Genomic DNA, 20,986 nt, shown 5'->3' on the forward strand with positions numbered 1-20,986 from the left:
CATGCCGGAAATGAAACAAATCGAGGTCCGCGGCGCGCGCGAGCATAACCTCAAGAATATCGATGTGGATATTCCGCGCGATAAGCTGGTGGTGATCACCGGGCTTTCGGGTTCGGGCAAGTCGTCGCTCGCCTTCGATACGATCTATGCCGAGGGTCAGCGCCGCTATGTCGAGAGCCTGAGCGCCTATGCGCGTCAGTTCCTCGACATGATGGAAAAGCCGGATGTGGATCACATCAGCGGCCTGTCTCCGGCGATTTCGATCGAGCAAAAGACGACCTCGAAGAACCCCCGGTCGACCGTCGGCACGGTGACCGAGATCTATGACTACATGCGTTTGCTGTTTGCACGCGTCGGCACGCCCTATTCGCCTGCCACCGGCCTGCCCATTGAGGCGCAGCAGGTGCAGGACATGGTCGACCGTGTCATGGCGATGGAGGAGGGCACCCGCGGCTACCTGCTCGCGCCGATCATCCGTGACCGCAAGGGCGAATACCGCAAGGAATTCGCAGAGCTGCGCAAGCAGGGCTTCCAGCGCGTGAAGGTCGATGGAGCCTTCTACGAATTGGACGAGCCGCCGACCCTCGACAAGAAATTCCGCCATGACATCGACGTGGTCGTCGACCGCATCGTGGTGCGCGAGGGGCTGGAGACACGGCTGGCGGATTCCTTCCGCACCGCTCTCGACCTTGCCGATGGCATCGCTATTCTGGAGACAGCCCCGGGCGAGGGCGAAGAGCCAGAGCGTTTTACCTTTTCCGAGAAATTCGCCTGCCCGGTGAGTGGCTTTACCATCCCCGAAATCGAGCCGCGCCTGTTTTCGTTCAACGCCCCGTTTGGCGCCTGTCCGAAGTGTGACGGCCTTGGCGTGGAGCTGTTCTTTGACGAACGCCTCGTGGTGCCCGATGTGACGCTGAAGATCGCCGACGGTGCCTTGGCCCCGTGGCGCAAGGGCAAATCGCCGTATTTCCTGCAAACCATCGAAGCGATTGCCAAGCACTACGGGTTCAACAAGAACGCCCGTTGGAAAGACCTCGATGAAAAGGTCCAGAACGTGTTTCTGCGTGGCTCGGGCAAGGAAGAGATCAAGTTTCGCTACGACGAAGGCGGTCGGGTCTATCAGGTTGAGCGCCCGTTTGAGGGTGTGATCCCGAATATGGAGCGCCGCTACCGCGAGACCGACAGCAACTGGATCCGCGAAGAATTCGAGAGCTATCAGAACAATCGGCCCTGTGGCACTTGCGGTGGATATCGCCTGCGCCAAGAGGCTTTGGCGGTTAAGATCGGCAACCCCAAGGCCAAGGGCAAGTTGCTGCACGTGGGGCAGGTCGTCCAGATGTCGATCCGCGAGGCCTATGATTGGTGCGAGAGCGTGCCGGCGGATTTATCTAAGCAGAACAACGAGATCGCCCGCGCGATCCTCAAGGAAATTCGCGAGCGCCTTGGGTTCCTGAACAACGTGGGCCTCGAGTATCTGACGCTCAGCCGCAACGCGGGCACGCTGTCGGGCGGTGAGAGCCAGCGTATCCGGTTGGCCAGCCAGATCGGTTCGGGCCTGACCGGTGTGCTCTATGTGCTCGACGAGCCATCGATCGGCCTGCACCAACGCGACAACGATCGCTTGCTGACGACGCTCAAGAACCTGCGCGATCAGGGCAATACCGTCATCGTCGTGGAGCACGACGAAGAGGCGATCCGCGAGGCCGACTATGTGTTCGATATCGGCCCCGGCGCGGGCGTGCATGGCGGGCAGGTGGTGGCCGAGGGCACCCCGGCCGACATCATGGCCAATAAGGCGTCGATCACCGGCCAATACCTTGTCGGGGAACGCGAAATCGCGGTTCCGACGACCCGCCGCAAGGGTAACGGCAAGACGCTTGAGGTCGTGAAGGCCACAGGCAACAACCTGCAGAACGTCACGGCCAAGTTCCCTCTGGGCGAGTTCGTCTGCGTGACCGGCGTATCCGGTGGCGGCAAATCCACGCTGACCATCGAGACCCTCTACAAGAACGCCGCGATGAAGCTGAACGGCGCACGCGAGACGCCCGGCCCCTGTGAGACGATCAAGGGGTTCGAGCATCTCGACAAGGTGATCGATATCGACCAGCGCCCGATCGGCCGCACTCCGCGCTCCAACCCGGCGACCTATACCGGGGCCTTTACCCCGATCCGCGATTGGTTTGCGGGCCTGCCCGAAAGCAAGGCGCGAGGCTACAAGCCCGGCCGGTTCTCGTTCAACGTCAAGGGTGGCCGTTGCGAGGCTTGTCAGGGCGACGGCCTAATCAAGATCGAGATGCACTTTCTCCCCGATGTCTATGTGCAGTGCGAGACCTGCAAGGGTGCGCGATACAATCGCGAGACTTTGGAAATTCGCTTCAAAGGCAAGAGCATAGCCGACGTTCTTGATATGACGGTCGAAGACGCGCAGGAGTTCTTCAAGGCGGTGCCGAGCATCCGCGAGAAGATGGACGCCCTCTGCAAGGTGGGTCTTGGCTACGTCAAGGTTGGTCAGCCTGCCACGACACTGTCGGGCGGTGAGGCGCAGCGGATCAAGCTGGCCAAGGAGCTGGCGCGGAGGTCCACTGGACGGACGCTTTACATCCTGGATGAGCCGACCACCGGTCTGCATTTCGAGGACGTGCGCAAGCTGTTGGAGGTGCTGCATCATCTGGTCGAGCAGGGCAACTCGATGATCGTGATCGAGCACAATCTGGACGTGGTCAAGACCGCCGACTGGATCATCGACATCGGTCCGGAAGGCGGCGATGGCGGAGGTGTCATCGTGGCGACCGGGACGCCCGAGGATGTGGCCAAGGTCGAGGCCAGCCACACCGGCCGCTATCTGGGCCCCATGCTGGAGGCCCGTAAAGTGGCCGCAGAATAGCCGAAGATCGGTCAATTTCCCTTCCTAGCCTTCGTTTGTGGTCACAAACGGAGGTGCAACATGTGGAAGATCGTGGGACTGGCGTCCCTTGCACTTGTTCCGGCGCAGGCGGAAGGGTCTCAGCCGATCAAGGAAAGCCTCGTGGAATGCGCGGTTCTGATCGAGGCGCTACTCGGCCCCGATCTGCCTCCGCCCGGCGAAAACCCTCAGTTTGATCTCTACGTGGAATTCGAGACCGCGTTGCGCGATGAAGCCGTTCAACTTGGCGGGCAAGCCTATGTCGACGAGATGGCCGTTGCCAAGCTCGCGACGTGGGAAACCCGTTGGGACGAGGGCGATTGGGACAATCCGGCCAACCGCGGTGAGTTGGCCGATTGGATGAGTTATTGCACGAGCCTTGCCGATCATTTGCAGCTTTGATCGGCGCCCCGGGCGGGGCGCTGTCTAACGACAACGCGACCCGCAGAGCCGCTTATTTCATTGGGCAGGTGTTGATACCCAGCATGGAATAAAGCGGGCAGGTGCCGATCAGGCCGGTGATCAACGGCACGATCCCGATCAGCTTCGCATAGTGCCAGAACCCGCCGGCCGGCTCCGCAAAGAACCAGATCAGCAGGGCCGCGCCGACAACCACGCGCAGAATACGATCAACAGAGCCTTCGTTCGTCTTCAACATGACGGATTCCTTTCTGGAAACACTGTCGCCAGATTGCGCCGAGCTATCAGACTCCGCATTGATCCAAATCAATTGTGGTTCATCCGTCTTGGGTTTTCTTGATCGAAGAAAGGGTCCGCGCTAGCGTTGAGCACCTCACAGCGGAGGATGCAATGTCTGACGACTATACGAAGGGCCGCTTGGGCGGTGTGCCGAACGACCCCACATCCTCCTCTTACCAATTGGGGCTCGCAGAGCGCACCGCTTACAACTCTTCGAATTATCCGATGGAGCGCAGGACCAAGGGTGGTTCAATGCTCCCCGGCAAGGGCGATGCGCCTTTGGCGACCGGGCTGGTGCTCTGGCTTGGCCTCACGTGGGTGGCGTTCGAATTGATCAACGCCCAGCAGCCGTGGTGGCTGGTTGCCGCTGCGTTCTTTGGCCCCGCTCTGTTGGTGATCGCGTTGCGCAAGATCAAGCTCTTTCGCTGGCTCATCGACGGAGCCGCACTGGTGATCTGCCTGCTCGGCGTTGTTCGTTTCTTTGACTGGTATAATGGCGGCTAGCCGCAGCGGCGGGCCTCGAGCAGGAGCGGCATGGCGCTGAAATCGCGGCCTGCGCCGGCTTTGATGTCAGCGAATTGCCTTTAGAACGCTGCCGGTGCCATTTTATTTTGGGGTCCGCGATAGCTGGAATGAGTTGCCGTTTCAGAGGCGATCGGCTTGTCCCGCAGATGTGCTTTCGTCATCGGTTGGACCGGCTCTGATAGCGGCGGTGCGATCGTGCCAAAGGCTCGCTGGAGGTCGTGGGCATTTCGGCCGAGGTCCGGACCCGATGCGGAAGCCTCACATATTGGCCTCAGAGGTGCCGGTTTTCCGCCTTGGGAGGCGTCTATGCTTCGTCAACATTTTGAAGCGGAGTGGTGTTATGTGGAAAATCGTTGGTGTTTCGGCCTTGGTGCTAGGCCCCATGCAGGCAAACGCATCGCAGCCGCTGGAAGAGCGTCTTATCGAGTGTGCGGTGATGATCGAGGTCTTGATCGGTCCCGATGCACCACCGCGGGGTGAGGACCTGCAAACCGATATCTGGCGCGACTTTGTGGATATGATGACAACCGAAGCCATCCGATTAGGCGGTCAGAGCTATGTCGAAGACGTGTCGATGGCGAAGCGCAACATGTGGGAGGCGGAATGGAATGAAGAAAACTTTCCCCCGCCTCTGGATGTAAGGATGGGCTTGCTGTCTGAGTGCGTTGGGGTGGGGGACTATTTGTATCGCGACAACCCGCCGCGACTGCCTTCTCGTTCGTAGTAGAGCCCGTTGAGGTCGCGCAGGACAGGGCCGACTGAGCCCTGCTTCGGTTTCAATACGGCGGGTCTCTTTCTGGAAAGAAGGTCCCGAAGAGCGCCTTTTCAGGGCCGCCGGCCTTGTTGTCGATCAACTGCGATGTCGGTCGCGGAACCGCGGCAGCATGGCGCTGAAATCCCGGTCTGCGCCGTCTTCTTCCTCGACGAATTGCGCATAGAGCGCGGTGGCGACGGCCCCCATCGGGGTGTCGGCGTCGACCGCTTCGGCGGCGGTCTGGCTCAGCCGCAGGTCCTTGAGCATCAGGTCGGCGGCAAAGCCCGGTTTGTAGCCATTGTCCGCCGGGCTGGTCGGCCCGATCCCGGGGGCGGGGCAGTAGGCGTTCATCGACCATGACGACCCCGATGAGGTCGAGACCACGTCGTACATCGCCTGCCGGTCGAGCCCGAGTTTGTCGGCCAGCGCGAAGGCTTCGCAGGTGGCGATCATCGTGACCCCGAGGATCATGTTGTTGCAGATCTTGGCCGCCTGACCGGCGCCCGAAGCGCCGCAGTGGACCGCCTTTTGCCCCATGATGTCGAACAGTGGTTTCGCAATCCCAAAAGCTTCGGCGCTGCCGCCTGCCATGAAAGTGAGCGTGCCTGCGGTGGCTCCGCCGATCCCGCCGGAGACGGGCGCGTCGACCGCCATGAGGCCTGCGGCCTGCGCTTTTTCCGCCACCGCGCGGGCGCTGTCGACATCGACCGTGGAGCAATCGAGGTGCAAAGCGCCCGCCGACATTGCCGGGTGGATCTGTTCGGCCACCGCGCGCAGGATTTCCCCGTTGGGCAGCATGGTGATGACCACATCGGCCCCTGTCGCGGCCTCGGCAGCACTCTGCGCCATGGTGATGCCGTCAGGCTGCGCCGCCGTGTCAAAGCCCGTGACCGTGTGACCCGCCGCCACCAGATTGGCGGCCATTGGCGCGCCCATGTTGCCCAACCCGATAAAGCCGATCTTCATTCCTGTCTCCTCCAGTGAAAGGGCGGCGTCGCCCAGAGGCATCGTCATACGAAGAAGATCGGCTCCGGTCACCCCCTCCCAATCGGAGTGCTTCCACTTGGGACTGCGGTCCTTGTCGATGATCGCGGCGCGGATTCCTTCGAGGAAGTCGCCGTGCTCCATGGCGCGCGCGGTGAACCGGTATTCCTGATCCAAGGCGTTTTCGATGGTGGGCCGGGTGCGGGAGCGGTGTACCAATTCCACTGTTGCCGCCATGGCAAGCGGCGAATTCCGTGCCATGAGCTTCAGAGCGTGCTGGATCCCTTCGCCGGGGCTGGCGGGCATGGCGCGGTAGATGTCGCCGAGCCGTTCACCACCAAAGACGGCGTCGATCTCGGGTTGCCACTTCGCCAACCGGCTCGCGGGGGCGGGGAGGGCGGCCGCGTCGATCAGCGACCAGTCCCCGGTCTCGGTCAGCGCGTCGATCAGAGCGGGCCAGGCGGATTGGGGGATGTAATAGTCGGCAAAGCCGCAATGCAGCGCATCGCCCGCATCCATCCGGTCGCCTGTCAGCCCGAGGTATTCCCCCAGACGCCCCGGCGCCAAAGCCAGCAGCAGGCTGCTGCCCACGTCCGGTACCAACCCGATCCCGCATTCGGGCAGGGCGATCTTGGAGGTTTCACCGATGATCCGGTGGCTGCCGTGGCACCCTACGCCGACGCCACCGCCCAGCGTGTGCCCTTGCAGGAATGTGGCCACCGGCTTTGGGAAGTTGAACAGGGCGGCGTTCATTCGGTATTCGTCGCGCCAGAAGCGCCGCCCGTAGTCGAAATCGCCAGCCACCCCGGTGGCATACATCTGCGCGATGTCGCCGCCGGCGCAAAACGCCTTGTCGCCCGCCGCGTCGATCACCACCATGGCGACCCGGTCGTCTTCGGCCCAGTCGCGCAGGGCTGTGTGGATGTGCAAACAGGCGGCATGGGTCAGCGCGTTGAGCGCCTCGGGCCGATCGAGGGTGATGCGGCCAATCCGGCCTTGAATGCGTGCGGTGATCATGGGGAGCGGTCAGGCGACGGTGATTGAACCCTTCATATTGCGATGGAAGTTGCAGAAGTATGTGTAGGTGCCCGGATTGGAGAAGGTCAACTGCGCGCTCGCATCGCGCCCCAAGCGTCCGGTATCAAAGGCCCCGCTATCGGCTGTCGCCGTATGTGGGGCGTTGTCGGCGTTGGTAAAGACGACCGTGTCCCCTGCGGCGATGGTGATGCTGGCCGGCGAAAAGGCAAAGCCCTGAATTGAGACCTGATGGGTGGCTGCGCGGGCGGCGACGGCGAGGACGGGCAGAGCCGCGACAGAGCCCGCGGCTCTGTGCAGCATTTGGCGGCGCGTGATCTTGGTCATGTGTGAAATCCCTGAATGAAAAATGGATAGGGGCAGCGTCGCGCAACGCTGCCCCTCTTGTCCACTCAATATTCGGAGAAGATCAGTCCATCGGCTTGAAGTTGAACGCCGAGCCTTCCTTCATGCCCGAGGGCCACCGGGAGGTGACGGTCTTGGTCCGGGTGTAGAACTTGAAGGCGTCCGGACCGTGCTGGTTGAGATCACCGAAGACCGACTTCTTCCAGCCGCCGAAGGTGTGGTAGGCCAGCGGCACCGGGATCGGCACGTTGATCCCGATCATGCCGACGTTGACCCGCGCAGCAAAGTCGCGTGCGGTGTCGCCGTCACGGGTAAAGATCGCAGTGCCGTTGCCATATTCGTGATCCATGGCCAGCCCGAGCGCTTCCTCGTAAGTCTTTGCCCGCACGGTGGAAAGCACGGGGCCGAAGATCTCTTTGCGGTAGATCTCCATGTCCTTGGTGACGTGGTCGAACAGGTGCGGCCCGACGAAGAAGCCGTCTTCGTAGCCCTGGAGGCTGAAGTCCCGCCCGTCGACGACCAGTTTCGCACCTTCGTTCACGCCGGATTCGACCAGACGCAGGATGTTGGCCTTTGCCGCCGCGGTGACGACCGGGCCATAATCCACATCCTTGCCGGAGGTGTATGGGCCGACTTTCAGCTTTTCGATCCGGGGGATCAGCTTGGCGACCAGCGCGTCGGCGGTCTCCTCACCGACCGGAACGGCGACCGAGATCGCCATGCAGCGTTCGCCAGCGGCGCCGTATCCGGCACCGATCAGGGCGTCGGCGGCCTGGTCGAGATCGGCGTCGGGCATGATGATCATGTGGTTCTTGGCACCGCCGAAGCACTGAACCCGCTTACCGTTCGAGCAACCACGGCCGTAGATATATTCCGCGATCGGGGTCGAGCCGACGAAGCCGATCGCCTGGATCACATCGTTGTCGAGGATCGCGTCGACAGCCTCTTTGTCGCCGTTGACGACCTGCAGGATGCCCGGCGGCAGACCGGCTTCTTCCATCAGCTCGGCCAGCATCAGCGGAACCGAGGGATCGCGCTCGGAAGGCTTCAGAATAAAGGCGTTGCCGCAGACGATGGCGGGGGCGAACATCCACATCGGGATCATCGCGGGGAAGTTGAACGGGGTGATGCCTGCCGTCACGCCGAGCGCCTGCCGCATGGAATACATGTCGATGCCGGGGCCGGCGCCGTCGGTGAACTCACCCTTCAGCATCTGGGGCGCGCCGATGCAGTATTCCACGACTTCGAGGCCGCGCTGCACGTCGCCAGCGGCGTCGGGGAGCGTTTTGCCGTGCTCGCGGGAGAGTGCTTCGGCCAGTTTGTCCATGTCGCGGTTCAGCAGGTCGACGAATTTCATCATCACCCGAGCCCGGCGCTGCGGGTTCACGGCCGCCCATTTCGGCTGTGCTTTCTCGGCAATCTCAACGGCCTGAGCCATCTCGTCGGCATTGGCCAAGGGCACGCGATACTGCACCTCGCCGGTGGCGGGGTTGTAGACGTCGGCGAACCGACCGGAGGTGCCTGCGACATGCTTGCCGCCAATGTAGTGGGTGAGATCGGTCATGAAGATTCCCTTAATCTGCACGCGAGAGGCTGTCGGGGTAACAGGTCGGTATCCCGTCGGTATCGCGTAGGTGACGTTGCGGCGCTTATAGCCTTGCAATTTTCTGGGTAAAAGGGACAGTATGTCAAAATCATCTTGCATGAATGCAGGTATGGAGAGGCCATGACAAACTGGGACGATCTGCGGGTCTTTCTCGCCGTGGCCCGCGCCGAGAGCCTGACCGCCGCCGCCCCTGTGCTGCGGCTCGATCCGGGCACGGTCAGCCGCCGCATCGCCCGGCTGGAAGAGACCCTCGGCGCCGCGCTGTTTGCGAAATCTCCGCAGGGCTATGCGCTGACCGACCGCGGGGCGCGGTTGCGCGATCATGCCATCGCGGCCGAGGCCGCGCTTCGCGAGGGTTTGGAGGAGGGCGCCGCGACCGAAGGGCTGACCGGACAGATCCGCATCGGCGCGCCGGACGGTTGCGCCAACTTTCTGCTGCCGCAGGTCTGCGCGATGATCCGCAAGCAGAACCCGGGGCTGGAGGTGCAGGTGCTGGCCTTGCCCCGCGTGGTGAACCTGTCCAAGCGCGAAGCCGATCTGGCCGTGACGGTCAGCCCGCCGGACGCGGGCCGGCTGACCGTGCAGAAGATCACCGACTACCAGTTGCACCTGGCCATGCGGCGCGAACAGGCGCTACCTGCCTCGGTCAAGGACCTGACCGGGCAGCCCGTGGTGGGCTATATCCCCGACATGATCTTTGACGCGGCGCTGGATTATCTGGGCCCGCTGGGCGAGGCGGGCGTGCAACTGGCATCGAACTCGGTGTCTGTCCAGTTGCAGATGCTCCGCCAAGGGGGCGTCGGGATCGTGCATGATTTCGCGCTGCCTTTCGCCCCGGAGTTGCGGCGTGTGCTGACGGACAAGCTGCACCTGACCCGCGCGTTTTACCTCGTTCGCCATACCGCCGACCGCAGATCGGACCGGATCAACAGATTTGCCAAGGCGCTGATGGCGGGGCTACGCGCGGAAGTTGTGCGCCTCGAACGCATCGTTTCGGATCAAGAGGCTTGACAGAGACCCTCTCGCGAGGGTCGATTGAACCAAAGAGGAGGATCAGATGACAATCAGTAAGGTTTTGAAGTCCAAGGGCGAGATGGATGTGATCACGGTGTCACCCGGTGCCAGCTTGGCCGAAGTGGCCGAGATCCTGAGTGCGAACAAGATCGGTGCGGTTGTCGTGTCTCCTGACGGGAAGGCGGTCGCGGGAATTCTCTCGGAACGCGACATCGTGCGCGAGATCGGCAAGCGCGGCCCGTCCTGCCTGACCGATCCCGTGACCGAGGTGATGACCTCGAAGGTGACGACCTGCACCGCTCAGGACAGTGCCATCGAGATCATGCAGATGATGACCAGCGGCCGCTTTCGCCACATGCCGGTGATGGAAGGCGACGACATGGTCGGTTTCATCTCGATCGGCGACGTGGTGAAAATGCGGTTGGCCGAGCTTTCGATGGAAAAGGAAGCCTTGGAAGGGATGATCATGGGGCACTAGCCCCGGTTCACCCTTGCATTGCGTTGCGCAATAATGTTGCGCGGCCCTGAAATTGACGATGAGGACCACCATGCGCACAGGGCTTTATCCCGGCACGTTCGATCCGGTGACACTGGGCCATACCGACATCATCCGCCGCGCCTGTTCGCTGGTGGACCGGCTGGTGATCGGTGTCGCGATCAATCGAGACAAATCCCCGCTGTTCAGTCTGGAGGAACGTGTTGCGATGGTCGAAGCCGAGACGGCGGCGATCTCGCAAGCGTCGGGCTGCGAGATCGTGACCCATCCATTTGAAAACCTGCTGATAGATTGCGCTCGCGATGTAGGCGCCTCGGTCATCATCCGTGGCCTCCGCGCCGTGGCCGATTTCGAGTATGAATATCAGATGGTTGGCATGAACCGCGTGCTGGACGACAGCGTCGAGACGGTGTTCCTGATGGCCGAGGCCCAGCATCAGGCGATCGCGTCCAAGCTGGTCAAGGAGATTTGCCGCTTGGGCGGTGATGTCACGGCCTTTGTGCCGCCGGCGGTCAAGACCTCGCTCGAGGCCAAGTTTCAATAGCCATAGGCCGGGTCGACGCGGATCGTAACCATTCGTTAACACTTGGCCCGCTATCCTGCGGTCCGGAGGTCAAGATTTGGGAAGCGTTGTCCGCCTTGACAGCGATCGGGTCAGAACTGTCATGCCGAACCATGTTTGGCGTGGCATGTCGCGTCCCGATCTCCGATTTGTCGCCGTGGTCGTCGTCGCTTCGGTCGTGTCGTCGGTTCTGACGACCCTTCTCGTGGTTGGCCCCTTAGTCGAGGCCATCGTGCCGGCCATCGTGATCCCTGCCGTCGTATCCCTTCCGGCGTCGATCTACATGGTCCGCCAGAGGCAGAAAATCCAGATGCTGAACATGCAGCTGGAGGATCTGCTTCGCCGTGATCCCCTGACCGGGGTCTTGACGCGCCGCTATTTCCTGAACGGCGTTCAGTCCGCGATGGCGGGGGGCGGGGTGTTGCTCGTCATCGACGTGGATGCCTTCAAGTCGGTCAACGACACCTGGGGCCACCCCGCAGGGGACCGGGTCCTGACCGAGATCGCGGGCCGGATTGGCCGGGCGGCCGGTCCGGACGTACGGGTGGGACGCCTCGGCGGCGAGGAGTTTGCGGTGTTTGCCGCGGGTGTCGGGTTGACGGACGGTCAGCGTCTGGGCGAGGCCCTGCGGTCCGAAGTGGCCGCCATGCCGATCTCGTTCGATGGCACGGCGATCACCTGCACGATCAGTATCGGTCTGTCGATGGTGCCCTCGGATGCCGAGGACGTCGATCCGTTCATGCGCCTTGCGGACAGGGCGCTCTATACCGCCAAGCAAGCCGGGCGCGACCAGGTTTGCCTGGCCGAGCCGTTGGAAGCGCGGGCTTAGCCGTAGACGGCCTTGCGGGCGATGGTGTCGGCGTCGCCGTGATAGATGTTCAGATCGAGCGCGATGTCGATGGGCAGTTTTGCCAGCTCGTCACGGGTGCGCTTGTAGGCGCGTCGTTGGGCGATGCGTGTGCGAAGCGTTTCAAGAGTGATCATTTCGATGCCTCCTATTAGGCGTTGTCTCGTGATCAAACCTAGAGATGCTGCGCTGCAGCAGAAGGGCCGGCAGCGTCGGGTCTGCCTTGCGCCGGTTGCATAGCGACATCGGGCGCACAGCAAAAAGCCGCCCCCGATACGGGGACGGCCTTGTCTGTGTCGATCTGGCGGCGCGGGCCCTTGTGAGGGCGGGCCGGTCGTCGCCGACCTGACCCTGCCGCGCCTTTGCTCAGATCAGTTTGCCCATGGCGACAGCGGTGTCGGACATCCGGTTGGAGAAGCCCCACTCGTTGTCATACCATGTCAGGATGCGGACCATGCGGCCTTCCATGACCTTGGTCTGATCCATGTGGAAGATCGACGAATGCGGGTCGTGGTTGAAGTCCGACGACACCAGTGGCTCGTCCGTATAGCCCAGAACGCCTTTCAAGGGGCCGTCGGCGGCGGCCTTGATTGCGGCGTTCACTTCTTCGACGGTGGTGTCCTTGGCCGCCATGAAGGTGAGATCCACGACCGAGACGTTCGGCGTCGGCACCCGGATGGCCACGCCGTCCAGCTTGCCCTTGAGCTCTGGCAGCACCAGACCCACGGCCTTGGCGGCCCCGGTCGATGTCGGGATCATCGACAGCGCGGCGGCGCGGGCGCGGTAGAGATCCTTGTGCATCGTGTCCAGCGTCGGCTGGTCGCCGGTATAGCTGTGGATCGTCGTCATGAAGCCTTTTTCGATGCCGATGGCGTTGTTCAGCACATAGGCGACGGGCGACAAGCAGTTTGTCGTGCAGGAGGCGTTGGAAACGACGATGTCATCGGCGGTCAGCGTGTCGTGGTTGATCCCGAACACGATGGTCTTGTCGGCATCCGTGCCCGGTGCCGAGATCAGAACCCGCTTGGAGCCGTTCTCGAGATGGGCCTGACACTTCTCCTTGGAGGTGAAGATCCCCGTGCATTCCATCACGATATCGACGTCGCCCCACGGCAGATCGGCCGGATTGCGGATCGCTGTCACCCGGATCGGGCCGCGACCGACGTCGATGCTGTCTTCGGTCGTGGTCACTGTGGCGGGGAACTTGCCGTGCACGGAATCGTAGCGCAGCAGGTGTGCGTTCGTCTCGACCGGACCCAGATCGTTGATCGCGATCACCTCGATATCGGTGCGACCCGATTCAATGATGGCCCGCAACACGTTACGACCGATGCGGCCGAAGCCGTTGATTGCCACTTTGACTGCCATGGAAATGTCCTCCGAATGCAGGGTATTGGAGCCGGGCAGGGTGCCGACCCTCGCTGTCGCCAACATTGCGATTTATGACCAAAGGTCAACCGTGAAGGCCCAGGATTAGCGCCAGAACGCCATAGTTTGAATCAAATCCAGAGCTTTGCGCGCGACAAAGACCCCGGCCTCCCAATGCAGGACGAAATGGTCGAGGGCAAAGAAGCCGACGATGCACAGAAACAGCGCGATGGCGATACCGTTTGTCATGCCCAAGCCCATATCAGTCCTTTTGGCGGGGGGAAATCGGGACCTCGCGCCGCCGTCAAACTCTTTGTCGGTGTGGCCGTCGGACGAGGGCCCGATCGCCCCGGATCCGCGCTGCATCGGCGCGCCCGACCTTGCCCGCCCGTCCGGCCCTTCCGACAAACTGGCGCGCTGCGGGATCGGAATCGCTGCTCATGCGTTGGGATTGGCCGGCCCGGATCGCGCAAAGTGGCCTCGTCCGTGGCATCGACAGCCCGGGACTGCTATGCGGGTGGGACATGGAGACCAGCCCGTAAGGGTGCAGGAAAGATTCGGAGCCTGATATGAGTGGATTACTGGCGCTGCTGGACGATGTTGCAGCCATTGCCAAAGTTGCAGCGGCCTCGGTCGACGATATCGCCACCCAAGCGGTGAAAGCAGGGGCCAAGACCGCCGGCGTCTTGATCGACGATGCCGCGGTGACCCCGAAATACGTGACCGGATTTGCTCCTGAACGCGAACTGCCGATCATCTGGCGCATCGCGATGGGCTCGATTCGCAACAAGATGTTGATCCTCCTGCCTGCCGCCCTGCTGATGAGTGCCTTCGCCCCTTGGCTGATCACGCCGCTGTTGATGTTGGGTGGCTCGTATTTGTGTTTCGAAGGCGCTGAGAAAATCTACCATTGGCTTCGACCGCATGGTCACGGCCATGAGGACGCGATGGTCCAGGCCGATCTCAGCCCCAAAGACCCCGCCCACCTCGAAGAAGAGCGGGTCGCCGGCGCGATCAAGACCGATTTCATCCTGTCGGCCGAGATCATGACGATCTCGCTTGCCGCGATCCCCGAGAGCGGATTTGCGTTCGAGGCGGCGACGCTGGCCCTGGTAGGTATCGGCATCACAATTGCGGTTTACGGCAGCGTTGCTCTGATCGTGAAAGCCGACGACGTGGGCCTGCGCATGTCGACGCATGGCCGTCTTGGCCTGACCCGCACGCTGGGTCGCGGTTTGGTCCGTGCGATGCCCGGTTTTCTCAAGGCTCTGACGGTGGTCGGCACCGCCGCAATGCTCTGGGTGGGCGGGTCGATCATCATTCACGGCTTGGACGTTCTGGGATGGCCCCTGATCTATGATGAAATCCATCATTTGGCGGTGATCGCGGCGCAGGCCGTTCCGGAGGCCCTGAAGGGCGCTGTGGAATGGTCCGTGACTGCTGGGCTGGACGGGGTGTTGGGCCTGATCTGGGGGTTGGTCCTGATCCCCGTCACGACCCGCATCCTGATGCCGCTGATGGGGCTGTTCAAACGCTCCGAGGCCGCGCATTGAGCCTTGGCTGGCGCGATGCCGCGCTGCTGTTCGCCCGCGTGCTGATTGCCCTGCTGTTTCTGGGCGGTGCCGTGCAAAAGGTCCTGAACCCGGCCGACGCCATGAGCCTCTTGGCGGGGTTTGCGCTGCCGGTGGCGCTGATCTGGCCCGCGATGCTGTTCAACGCGGCGGCGGGGGTGGCCCTGATCCTCGGGCAGTGGACGACGCCGGTGGCGTTGCTGCTTGCGGCCTATTGCGGGGTGACGAGCGTGTTCCACTGGCTCCCGGACGACCCATGGCAGATGACGATTTTCGTCAAGAACTGGGCGATTGCCGGCGGTTGCCTCGCGCTGGCGGTGGCCGGACCGGGCCGCTTTAGCGTCGGGCGCGCAGTTGGCTGACCGTGTAGCTTGACCGGATGCCCGCCTCGTCTTGCGGCACGAACCCCGGATCGACCGCAACGCAGCCTTGCCCGCAGACCAGAAGCGCCGCTTGCACGTCTGTTTCGATCCGCCAGATCCGCCCGCCCGGCGTGCTCACATAGCCGTCGATCCCGAAAGAGAAATCGCCCAGGAGATCTTCGGGCGAGGGCACTTCGTTGTCATACCCCCGATCGTAGGCGCCGTGGGTGTGATAGCTGGCGAAGACGTTGGGCCCCGGACCGGGCTGAGTGCAGCTGGCCAGTGTCCCGCGCACGGGCGAGGTGGCGCTGATCTGCCCCGCCGCATCGACGAGGAAATAGCCGCAGAATTCCCGCCGCTCCGCGAAAGAGCGCGGTTGCAGCCCGTTGAGGAAGCTGGTGGCAAAGGCATCCGCCCGCGCGGCATCCGGGCTGGGCCGGGCAAAGCTGACCGGCTGCGTGGCGCCGCTGACGCTGATCCCGGCGCCCCCACCGGTGACGGTGGTACCGGTGCCCGCCGGAACGGAGAGCAGATCCGTCCCGAGGGCGCCTGTGCTCGACCCCGGCGGCACATAGGTGCTGCCGCCGGTCGGAGCGCAGGCAGACAGGGCGAGCGCGGAGGCCAGCATGAAAGACGTCAGTTTGATCATGCCGGGCCTCCTGCGCGCGCCGTTGGCTGCTTATTTGATGAGCGATTTCACCTTGGCGGCCGTAGCCTCCGCAGTGATGCCGAACTCCTCGAACAGCGTTTCAGCGGGCGCGGAAGCCCCGAAATCGTCCATTCCGACGTAGCCGGCCTTTTCGCGCCGTCCGCCTTCGCCCATCAGCCACCGATCCCAGCCAAACCGCACTGCGGCTTCGATCGCCACGCGGACGGGGCCGGGGGGGAGGACCTTGCGCCGGTAGGCGTCGGGCTGCTGCTCGAACAGCTCCCAGCAGGGCATCGAGACGACGCGGGTGCCGATCCCCTCGGCTTCCAGCAGGGCCTTGGCTTCCAGCGCGACGGAGACTTCGGAGCCTGTGGCCATCAGGATCGCCTTACGCTTGCCTTCGGCCTCGGCCAGAACATAGGCCCCTTGGGCTGTCAGGTTCTTGGTCTTGTGCTCTTTGCGGACGGTGGGCAGACCCTGACGGGTCAGCGCCAGCACAGACGGCGTGGTTTTCGACGTGAGCGCCCATTCCCAGGCTTCGGCCGTCTCGACCGTATCGGCGGGCCGGAACACGTTGAGGTTCGGCGTCGCCCGCAGCATCGCCAGATGCTCGACCGGCTGGTGCGTCGGCCCGTCTTCGCCGAGGCCGATGCTGTCATGCGTCATGACATAGACCACGGGTGCCTTCATCAGCGCCGACAGGCGGATCGCGCCGCGCGCGTAGTCGGTGAAGCACATGAAGGTGCCGCCGTAGGGCCGGACGCCGCCATGCAGCACCATGCCGTTCATCGCGGCGGCCATCCCATGTTCGCGCACACCGAAGTAGACGTAGCGCCCCTTGCGGTTCTCCGGGTTGAAGGTGCCCAGATCGGAGGTCAGCGTGTTGTTCGAGCCGGTCAGGTCGGCAGAGCCGCCGATCGTCTCGGGCATCACGGGGTTGATCACTTCGAGCACGTTCTCGCTGGATTTCCGGGTCGCGACCTTGGGCGCGGATTCGGACGCCTGCTTCTTCAGCGCGCGAACGCGAGCGGCGAGGGCCTTGGGCGCGTCCATATCGAACTGCCGCTGGAAGGCCGCCTGCTTGGTGCTGCTGAGCTTTTCGAACCGGCTTTGCCATTCGGCATGGGCCTCGGCCCCGCGGGCGCCCATGGCTTCCCATTCGGCCTTGATGTTCTCGGGGATCTCAAATGGGCCTGCGGTCCAGCCGTAGGCATCCTTGGCGGCCTGAAGCTGGGCGGCATCTGTGAGCGCGCCGTGCCCCTTGGAGGTGTCCTGCGCGGCGTGACCCAGAGCGATATGCGTCTTGCAGGCGATCATCGAGGGGCGCGGATCGGCCTTGGCGGCGGTGATCGCGGCGTCGATGGCGACCGGGTCGTGCCCGTCGATTTCCTGAACATGCCAGCCGGAGGCCGCGAAGCGGGCGGGCTGGTCGGTCTTGTCGGCAATCGAAACCTTGCCGTCGATGGTGATCCCGTTGTCGTCGAAGAAGACGATCAGGTGACCCAGTTGCTGCATCCCGGCAAGGGCCAGCGCCTCTTGGCTGACGCCTTCCATGAGGCAGCCATCGCCAGCCATCACATAGGTGTGGTGGTTGATGATGTTCTTGCCCCAATGCGCCCGGAGCGATTCCTCTGCCATCGCGAAACCGACGGCATTGGCCAGACCCTGACCCAGCGGCCCGGTTGTCGTTTCGATCCCTTCGGCGTGGCCGTATTCGGGATGCCCGGCGGTGCGGGCGCCCCACTGGCGGAAATCCTTGAGCTGCTGGAGCGTCATCTGCTCGTAGCCGGTCAGGTGCAGCACCGAGTAAAGAAGCATGGAGCCGTGGCCGGCCGACAGGATGAACCGATCCCGGTCGGGCCAATGCGGTGCCTTTGGGTCGAACCGCAGGTGATTTTGGTAAAGCACCGTGGCCACGTCGGCCATGCCCATCGGCATTCCCGAATGCCCGGAATTGGCGGCGGCGACCGCATCAAGAGTAAGTGTGCGGATGGCGGCGGCCCGCATCCAGTGGTCGGGGTGTGCGCTGCGCAGGTCTGCGATGTCCACGGGGCTATCCTGTCTTGATTGGCGAATGATTTCACAGGTGGTCATAGCAGGGCAGCCCCCAAGATCAAGCAAGCATCGCATCGCATCAACGCCGCGTGGTAACCCCTTTATTCCAAAGGGCTAAGGGTGTTTGATGCTGGCTGCGGGATGGCTTAGGCTAGCGAGAACGACGCCCGATTCGCTCGATTTTCCGTCAAACCACCGCGAACGCGGGGCATTCGGAGCCGGGAAAACAGGGCGTCTTGGGCCGGGGACAGTATTGTGAGGCAAGGCGACCGGCACGGACCGGGTTGCTGGAATGGGGCAGGGTTATGAACGATATCATTGAGTTGGAAGGCCGCATCGCTGCAGCCTTGGGTCGCATTCGACGGCAGGTCGAGGCCATGTCGCCGACCCGGACCGACGCAGACGATGCCGACAAGAGCGCCGAGACCATCGCCGCTCTGACGGCGCGTCTGGACGAGGAACGCACCGTCAACGCCCAGTTGGAAGAGCGGGTTCGCGCCCTGAAGGACCGTCAGGACGGCCGATTGTCCGAACTGGAGGCCCAGGCAGAGGCCGGGACCAAGCGCCTTGCCGATCTGGATACCGAATTGCAGCGCCTGCAGGCCGTCAATACGGAGTTGCGTGCCGTCGCCAGCGAGATGCGCCGCGCGCTTCAGGACGAAGTCGCCGATCCTGAACTGGTCAACCGCGCCGCAATCGCGGAATTGGACGCGGTTAGCGCCGCCCGCGACGCCGACCGTGCAGAGGTCGAGGCCATATTGTCCGAACTTGCACCGCTGATAGGGGAGGGCCGGTAATGCCTCAGGTCGAGATTGATATCGGTGGACGCACATTCGAAGTCGCCTGTCAGGACGGGGAGGAGCCGTTTCTGCGTGCCGCCGCCAAGATGCTGGATACCGAAGCCAGCGCCCTGTCCACCCAGATTGGCCGGATGCCCGAAGCCCGGATGCTGCTGATGGCGGGTCTGCTGCTGGCCGACAAGACCGCCGCGCTGGAGGACAAGCTTCGCGAGGCCGAGGGCCGCATCGAGGAGATGGTCTACAACGCCGAAATGCGTGCCAAGCGCGAAGCGGAGGCCGAGCCTCAGCGGGTGGAAGTGCCGGTGGTGCCTGCCGAGGTTCTCGAGATGCTGGCCGAAGTGGCGGCGCAGTCAGAGGCGCTCGCGGACGCGGCAGAAGAGCGGATCGGCGCCGCCTGAGCCTAAACGTCGCCGGTTTCGGCCCTCTGCCGGTCTTGCCGAGAGTGGCCGAACCGCCCCGTGTCAGGGTCGTTCGATCACCCGCCCGATGGCCAATGCCAGATCGATGAACTGTTCCATCTGCTCGGCCGACGAGGTGCCGTGGCCGAGCCGCATCCGGAAGCCGTCCGGCCCCAGAATCACAATCGGCTGGCTCATGTCGTTTGCGCGCTGCGCCGACCATTCGCGAATCAGCTTTGCGATGTCCTTGAGATCGAAGGCCCGGGACGGGTCTTGGGTGGCCAGTATGCTGACGCCATCGGGCGCGGGCTGTGCGGTGAGTTGGTCGATCATCGGTAAGACGGCGGCGCTCGCGGCCTGACCGAGGAGCTTTTGCGCCGAACCGCCGCTCGTCCCGTCGAGCATCTGATGGGCCTGATCGACCAAGGCGTCGCGCCCGGACGGGCCAATGACCAGCAGCGCCTCTGGCCAGATCGGCTCTGGCCCCCGAAAATCAGTGGTCTGCCCTGTCGCCCCGCCGAAAGGAGTGGTGGGCGCGAGGCGCCGCGCCTCGGCCTGCCAGTGCACGCCGCTGCGGGCGCTGAGCCGCAACACCGCCGGGCGTCCGAGCGATTGATTGGAGACGTTGAGCGACCAGCCGCGCCGCGCCGCGAGCGCTTGCATGGCTTCGTGATTGGCGATTTCGCGTTGCCGCAGCCACAGCATGCCGGCAAAGCCGCATGCGATCACGACCACGAGGATGATGAGACCGGTCAGCATGGCTGGCCCCGCAAATGGCTATGCGGAGGCATCCGGTCGGTGAGACCGCGCAAGAGGGGCAAGATGACGATGAAGGTCCAAAGCTGTCCCCCACAGCTTTGTCTCGCAACTTTTAAAAGCGGGCGCACCACGGCTCCCAATTGATTGACAGCTTTGGGTCAATCAACCACGAACGCCTCGCAATTCAAAGCATTGTGGCCAAAGTAAGGCGGGATCGACTGGCGGGGTGTTGCATTCCCGCCAGTGCTGCGGCGCGGGCTCCGCGCGTCAGGCGTTGGCTTCGCGGATCTTGTCGGCGGCGGCCTTGTCGAAGGGGACGCCGTTCTGTTCGAACAGCGTGTCCAGCTCGCCCGAGAGCGTCATCTCGGTGACGATGTCGCAGCCGCCGACGAACTCGCCCTTGACGTAGAGCTGGGGAATGGTCGGCCAGTCGGAGTAGTCCTTGATCCCTTGGCGGATGTCGGCGTCTTCGAGCACGTTGACGTCGGCAAACTCGATCCCCATGAAGTTGAGAACGCCAGCCACGCGGGAGGAAAACCCGCATTGCGGCATCATCTTGGTGCCCTTCATAAAGAGCACGACGTCGTTGGCGGCGACGGTGTCTTTGATTTTGGTTTCGGCGGGGTTTGTCATTTTGGTCTCTTCCATTGGGTGAGTGTCCTTTGCGCCAAGATAAGTCGGAGCAGGGCCGAATTCCAGCGCTAGTCGTCGTGTTTGGCGGTGCGGGCGCGGGCGGCTCCGAAGGTGGCGCGGTGCGGGCGTTTTGCAGGTGGCGTGGCGGCTGTGCTGACGACGGTCGCTTTGGCGGGATCGGCTGTGCGCTGTCGTCGTCGGCGTGATCGGCTGCGGATTGTCGGCACAAGCCCGCCGAGGATCAGCAGGATTGCGATTCCGATCTGGATCAGGAAGGTTGCCGCACTCACGCCTTGCTCAGTCGGGGGCTTTGGTGGTCAGCGCCAATGCGTGCAGGTCGCCGTTGGCGCCGTCCATCTTGCCCTTGAGCGCGGCATAGACGGCCCGTTGCTGTTGCACCCGGTTCTTGCCCCGAAAGCTCTCGTCGATGACTTCGGCTGCGAAATGCGCGCCGTCATCGCCTTGCACGTTGATTTTCGCGTCGGGAAAACCTTCGCGCAGAAGGTCGTGGATTTCTTGGGCGGTGATGGCCATGATCTCTCCTGTGTGACGCGCAAAAGGTAGGGTTTGGCGCGTCGATCTTCAAGCGGTAATGCCGCCGCCCGTGGCAATGGCGGAGCCT

Annotated in this window: 25 protein-coding genes and 1 pseudogene; 12 read left to right on the plus strand and 14 right to left on the minus strand. The window is 63.2% G+C overall.

Features of this window, described 5'->3' with window-relative positions:
* Nucleotide 1 precedes the first annotated feature (1 nt).
* Together uvrA and LOM8899_RS10215 are read left to right on the plus strand one after the other, a co-directional pair.
* Entirely contained in the window at nt 2–2,884 is a 2,883-nt protein-coding gene (uvrA, locus tag LOM8899_RS10210) for an excinuclease ABC subunit UvrA (RefSeq protein ID WP_093992282.1), read from the plus strand.
* Between the two features lie 60 nt (nt 2,885–2,944).
* Entirely contained in the window at nt 2,945–3,304 is a 360-nt protein-coding gene (locus LOM8899_RS10215) for a hypothetical protein (RefSeq protein ID WP_093992104.1), read from the plus strand.
* Between the two features lie 52 nt (nt 3,305–3,356).
* On the opposite strand, the gene LOM8899_RS10220 is transcribed toward LOM8899_RS10215, so the two are convergent.
* Nucleotides 3,357–3,560 carry a YgaP family membrane protein gene (locus tag LOM8899_RS10220; protein WP_093992105.1) on the minus strand — a complete coding sequence of 68 codons (204 nt, stop codon included), beginning with the start codon at nt 3,558–3,560 and terminating at the stop codon, nt 3,357–3,359.
* A gap of 152 nt (nt 3,561–3,712) precedes the next feature.
* On the opposite strand from LOM8899_RS10220, the gene LOM8899_RS10225 reads away from it, so the two are divergent.
* Together LOM8899_RS10225 and LOM8899_RS10230 are read left to right on the plus strand one after the other, a co-directional pair.
* Nucleotides 3,713–4,105: a hypothetical protein gene (locus LOM8899_RS10225; RefSeq protein ID WP_093992106.1), complete on the plus strand. Its 393-nt coding sequence runs from the start codon at nt 3,713–3,715 to the stop codon at nt 4,103–4,105.
* 361 nt (nt 4,106–4,466) lie between these two features.
* Nucleotides 4,467–4,850 (plus strand): hypothetical protein, encoded by a 384-nt coding sequence (locus tag LOM8899_RS10230; RefSeq protein ID WP_093992107.1) that lies wholly within the window; start codon nt 4,467–4,469, stop codon nt 4,848–4,850.
* A 126-nt stretch (nt 4,851–4,976) separates the two neighbouring features.
* Here the strand turns inward: LOM8899_RS10230 and mmsB are convergent, their stop codons facing one another.
* From mmsB to LOM8899_RS10245, 4 genes and pseudogenes are all read right to left on the minus strand, one after another.
* Nucleotides 4,977–5,846, minus strand: coding sequence for a 3-hydroxyisobutyrate dehydrogenase (mmsB, locus tag LOM8899_RS23890; protein ID WP_306456513.1), 870 nt, complete (start codon nt 5,844–5,846; stop codon nt 4,977–4,979).
* 33 nt (nt 5,847–5,879) lie between these two features.
* A pseudogene (locus tag LOM8899_RS23895) lies at nt 5,880–6,881 on the minus strand (enoyl-CoA hydratase/isomerase family protein); the annotation flags it as partial.
* Nucleotides 6,882–6,890: 9 nt separating this feature from the next.
* On the minus strand, nt 6,891–7,226 hold the full coding sequence (locus LOM8899_RS10240) for a cupredoxin domain-containing protein (protein ID WP_093992109.1): 336 nt from the start codon (nt 7,224–7,226) through the stop codon (nt 6,891–6,893).
* 82 nt (nt 7,227–7,308) lie between these two features.
* Nucleotides 7,309–8,808, minus strand: a complete 1,500-nt coding sequence (locus LOM8899_RS10245) for a CoA-acylating methylmalonate-semialdehyde dehydrogenase (protein WP_093992110.1) — start codon at nt 8,806–8,808, stop codon at nt 7,309–7,311.
* Nucleotides 8,809–8,970: 162 nt separating this feature from the next.
* Between LOM8899_RS10245 and LOM8899_RS10250 the strand changes: the two genes are divergently transcribed.
* From LOM8899_RS10250 to LOM8899_RS10265, 4 genes are all read left to right on the plus strand, one after another.
* Nucleotides 8,971–9,861 carry a LysR family transcriptional regulator gene (locus LOM8899_RS10250; protein WP_093992111.1) on the plus strand — a complete coding sequence of 297 codons (891 nt, stop codon included), beginning with the start codon at nt 8,971–8,973 and terminating at the stop codon, nt 9,859–9,861.
* 46 nt (nt 9,862–9,907) lie between these two features.
* Nucleotides 9,908–10,342 carry a CBS domain-containing protein gene (locus tag LOM8899_RS10255; RefSeq protein WP_093992112.1) on the plus strand — a complete coding sequence of 145 codons (435 nt, stop codon included), beginning with the start codon at nt 9,908–9,910 and terminating at the stop codon, nt 10,340–10,342.
* Nucleotides 10,343–10,412: 70 nt separating this feature from the next.
* Entirely contained in the window at nt 10,413–10,904 is a 492-nt protein-coding gene (gene coaD, locus LOM8899_RS10260; protein ID WP_093992113.1) for a pantetheine-phosphate adenylyltransferase, read from the plus strand.
* 121 nt (nt 10,905–11,025) lie between these two features.
* Complete coding sequence (locus LOM8899_RS10265; protein ID WP_093992114.1) at nt 11,026–11,751, plus strand: GGDEF domain-containing protein; 726 nt, start codon at nt 11,026–11,028, stop codon at nt 11,749–11,751.
* On the opposite strand, the gene LOM8899_RS23395 is transcribed toward LOM8899_RS10265, so the two are convergent.
* The 3 genes from LOM8899_RS23395 to LOM8899_RS23400 all read right to left on the minus strand — a co-directional run bounded on the left by LOM8899_RS23395 (nt 11,748) and on the right by LOM8899_RS23400 (nt 13,386).
* Nucleotides 11,748–11,906 carry a hypothetical protein gene (locus LOM8899_RS23395; RefSeq protein WP_168770520.1) on the minus strand — a complete coding sequence of 53 codons (159 nt, stop codon included), beginning with the start codon at nt 11,904–11,906 and terminating at the stop codon, nt 11,748–11,750. The two genes, LOM8899_RS10265 and LOM8899_RS23395, sit on opposite strands and share 4 nt — an antisense overlap.
* A 229-nt stretch (nt 11,907–12,135) precedes the next feature.
* On the minus strand, nt 12,136–13,137 hold the full coding sequence (gene gap, locus LOM8899_RS10270; protein WP_093992283.1) for a type I glyceraldehyde-3-phosphate dehydrogenase: 1,002 nt from the start codon (nt 13,135–13,137) through the stop codon (nt 12,136–12,138).
* A gap of 105 nt (nt 13,138–13,242) precedes the next feature.
* Entirely contained in the window at nt 13,243–13,386 is a 144-nt protein-coding gene (locus LOM8899_RS23400; RefSeq protein WP_168770521.1) for a hypothetical protein, read from the minus strand.
* Between the two features lie 320 nt (nt 13,387–13,706).
* On the opposite strand from LOM8899_RS23400, the gene LOM8899_RS10275 reads away from it, so the two are divergent.
* Together LOM8899_RS10275 and LOM8899_RS10280 are read left to right on the plus strand one after the other, a co-directional pair.
* Complete coding sequence (locus LOM8899_RS10275) at nt 13,707–14,690, plus strand: DUF808 domain-containing protein (RefSeq protein ID WP_093992115.1); 984 nt, start codon at nt 13,707–13,709, stop codon at nt 14,688–14,690.
* Nucleotides 14,687–15,070: a DoxX family protein gene (locus tag LOM8899_RS10280; protein ID WP_245820496.1), complete on the plus strand. Its 384-nt coding sequence runs from the start codon at nt 14,687–14,689 to the stop codon at nt 15,068–15,070. The genes LOM8899_RS10275 and LOM8899_RS10280 overlap by 4 nt, the downstream gene beginning before the upstream one ends.
* On the opposite strand, the gene LOM8899_RS10285 is transcribed toward LOM8899_RS10280, so the two are convergent.
* Nucleotides 15,045–15,719 (minus strand): DUF4329 domain-containing protein, encoded by a 675-nt coding sequence (locus LOM8899_RS10285; protein ID WP_093992116.1) that lies wholly within the window; start codon nt 15,717–15,719, stop codon nt 15,045–15,047. The two genes, LOM8899_RS10280 and LOM8899_RS10285, sit on opposite strands and share 26 nt — an antisense overlap.
* Nucleotides 15,720–15,749: 30 nt before the next feature.
* Nucleotides 15,750–17,768 carry a transketolase gene (gene tkt / locus LOM8899_RS10290; protein WP_093992117.1) on the minus strand — a complete coding sequence of 673 codons (2,019 nt, stop codon included), beginning with the start codon at nt 17,766–17,768 and terminating at the stop codon, nt 15,750–15,752.
* Nucleotides 17,769–18,079: 311 nt separating this feature from the next.
* Between tkt and LOM8899_RS10295 the strand changes: the two genes are divergently transcribed.
* A complete protein-coding gene (locus LOM8899_RS10295; RefSeq protein WP_093992118.1) occupies nt 18,080–18,571 on the plus strand; it encodes a hypothetical protein in 492 nt (163 codons plus the stop codon).
* A complete protein-coding gene (locus LOM8899_RS10300) occupies nt 18,571–18,972 on the plus strand; it encodes a cell division protein ZapA (protein WP_093992119.1) in 402 nt (133 codons plus the stop codon). The genes LOM8899_RS10295 and LOM8899_RS10300 overlap by 1 nt, the downstream gene beginning before the upstream one ends.
* 63 nt (nt 18,973–19,035) lie before the next feature.
* On the opposite strand, the gene LOM8899_RS10305 is transcribed toward LOM8899_RS10300, so the two are convergent.
* From LOM8899_RS10305 to LOM8899_RS10320, 4 genes are all read right to left on the minus strand, one after another.
* The gene (locus LOM8899_RS10305) at nt 19,036–19,731 is read right to left on the minus strand and encodes a hypothetical protein (RefSeq protein ID WP_093992120.1); all 696 of its coding nucleotides are present in this window, start codon (nt 19,729–19,731) and stop codon (nt 19,036–19,038) included.
* A gap of 267 nt (nt 19,732–19,998) precedes the next feature.
* Entirely contained in the window at nt 19,999–20,379 is a 381-nt protein-coding gene (gene grxD, locus LOM8899_RS10310; RefSeq protein WP_370739328.1) for a Grx4 family monothiol glutaredoxin, read from the minus strand.
* A gap of 53 nt (nt 20,380–20,432) precedes the next feature.
* Entirely contained in the window at nt 20,433–20,654 is a 222-nt protein-coding gene (locus LOM8899_RS10315) for a hypothetical protein (RefSeq protein WP_093992121.1), read from the minus strand.
* 7 nt (nt 20,655–20,661) lie between these two features.
* Nucleotides 20,662–20,898 carry a BolA/IbaG family iron-sulfur metabolism protein gene (locus LOM8899_RS10320; RefSeq protein ID WP_093992122.1) on the minus strand — a complete coding sequence of 79 codons (237 nt, stop codon included), beginning with the start codon at nt 20,896–20,898 and terminating at the stop codon, nt 20,662–20,664.
* Nucleotides 20,899–20,986 lie beyond the last annotated feature (88 nt).

This window comes from Flavimaricola marinus, from assembly GCF_900184895.1.
GTDB lineage: Bacteria > Pseudomonadota > Alphaproteobacteria > Rhodobacterales > Rhodobacteraceae > Flavimaricola > Flavimaricola marinus.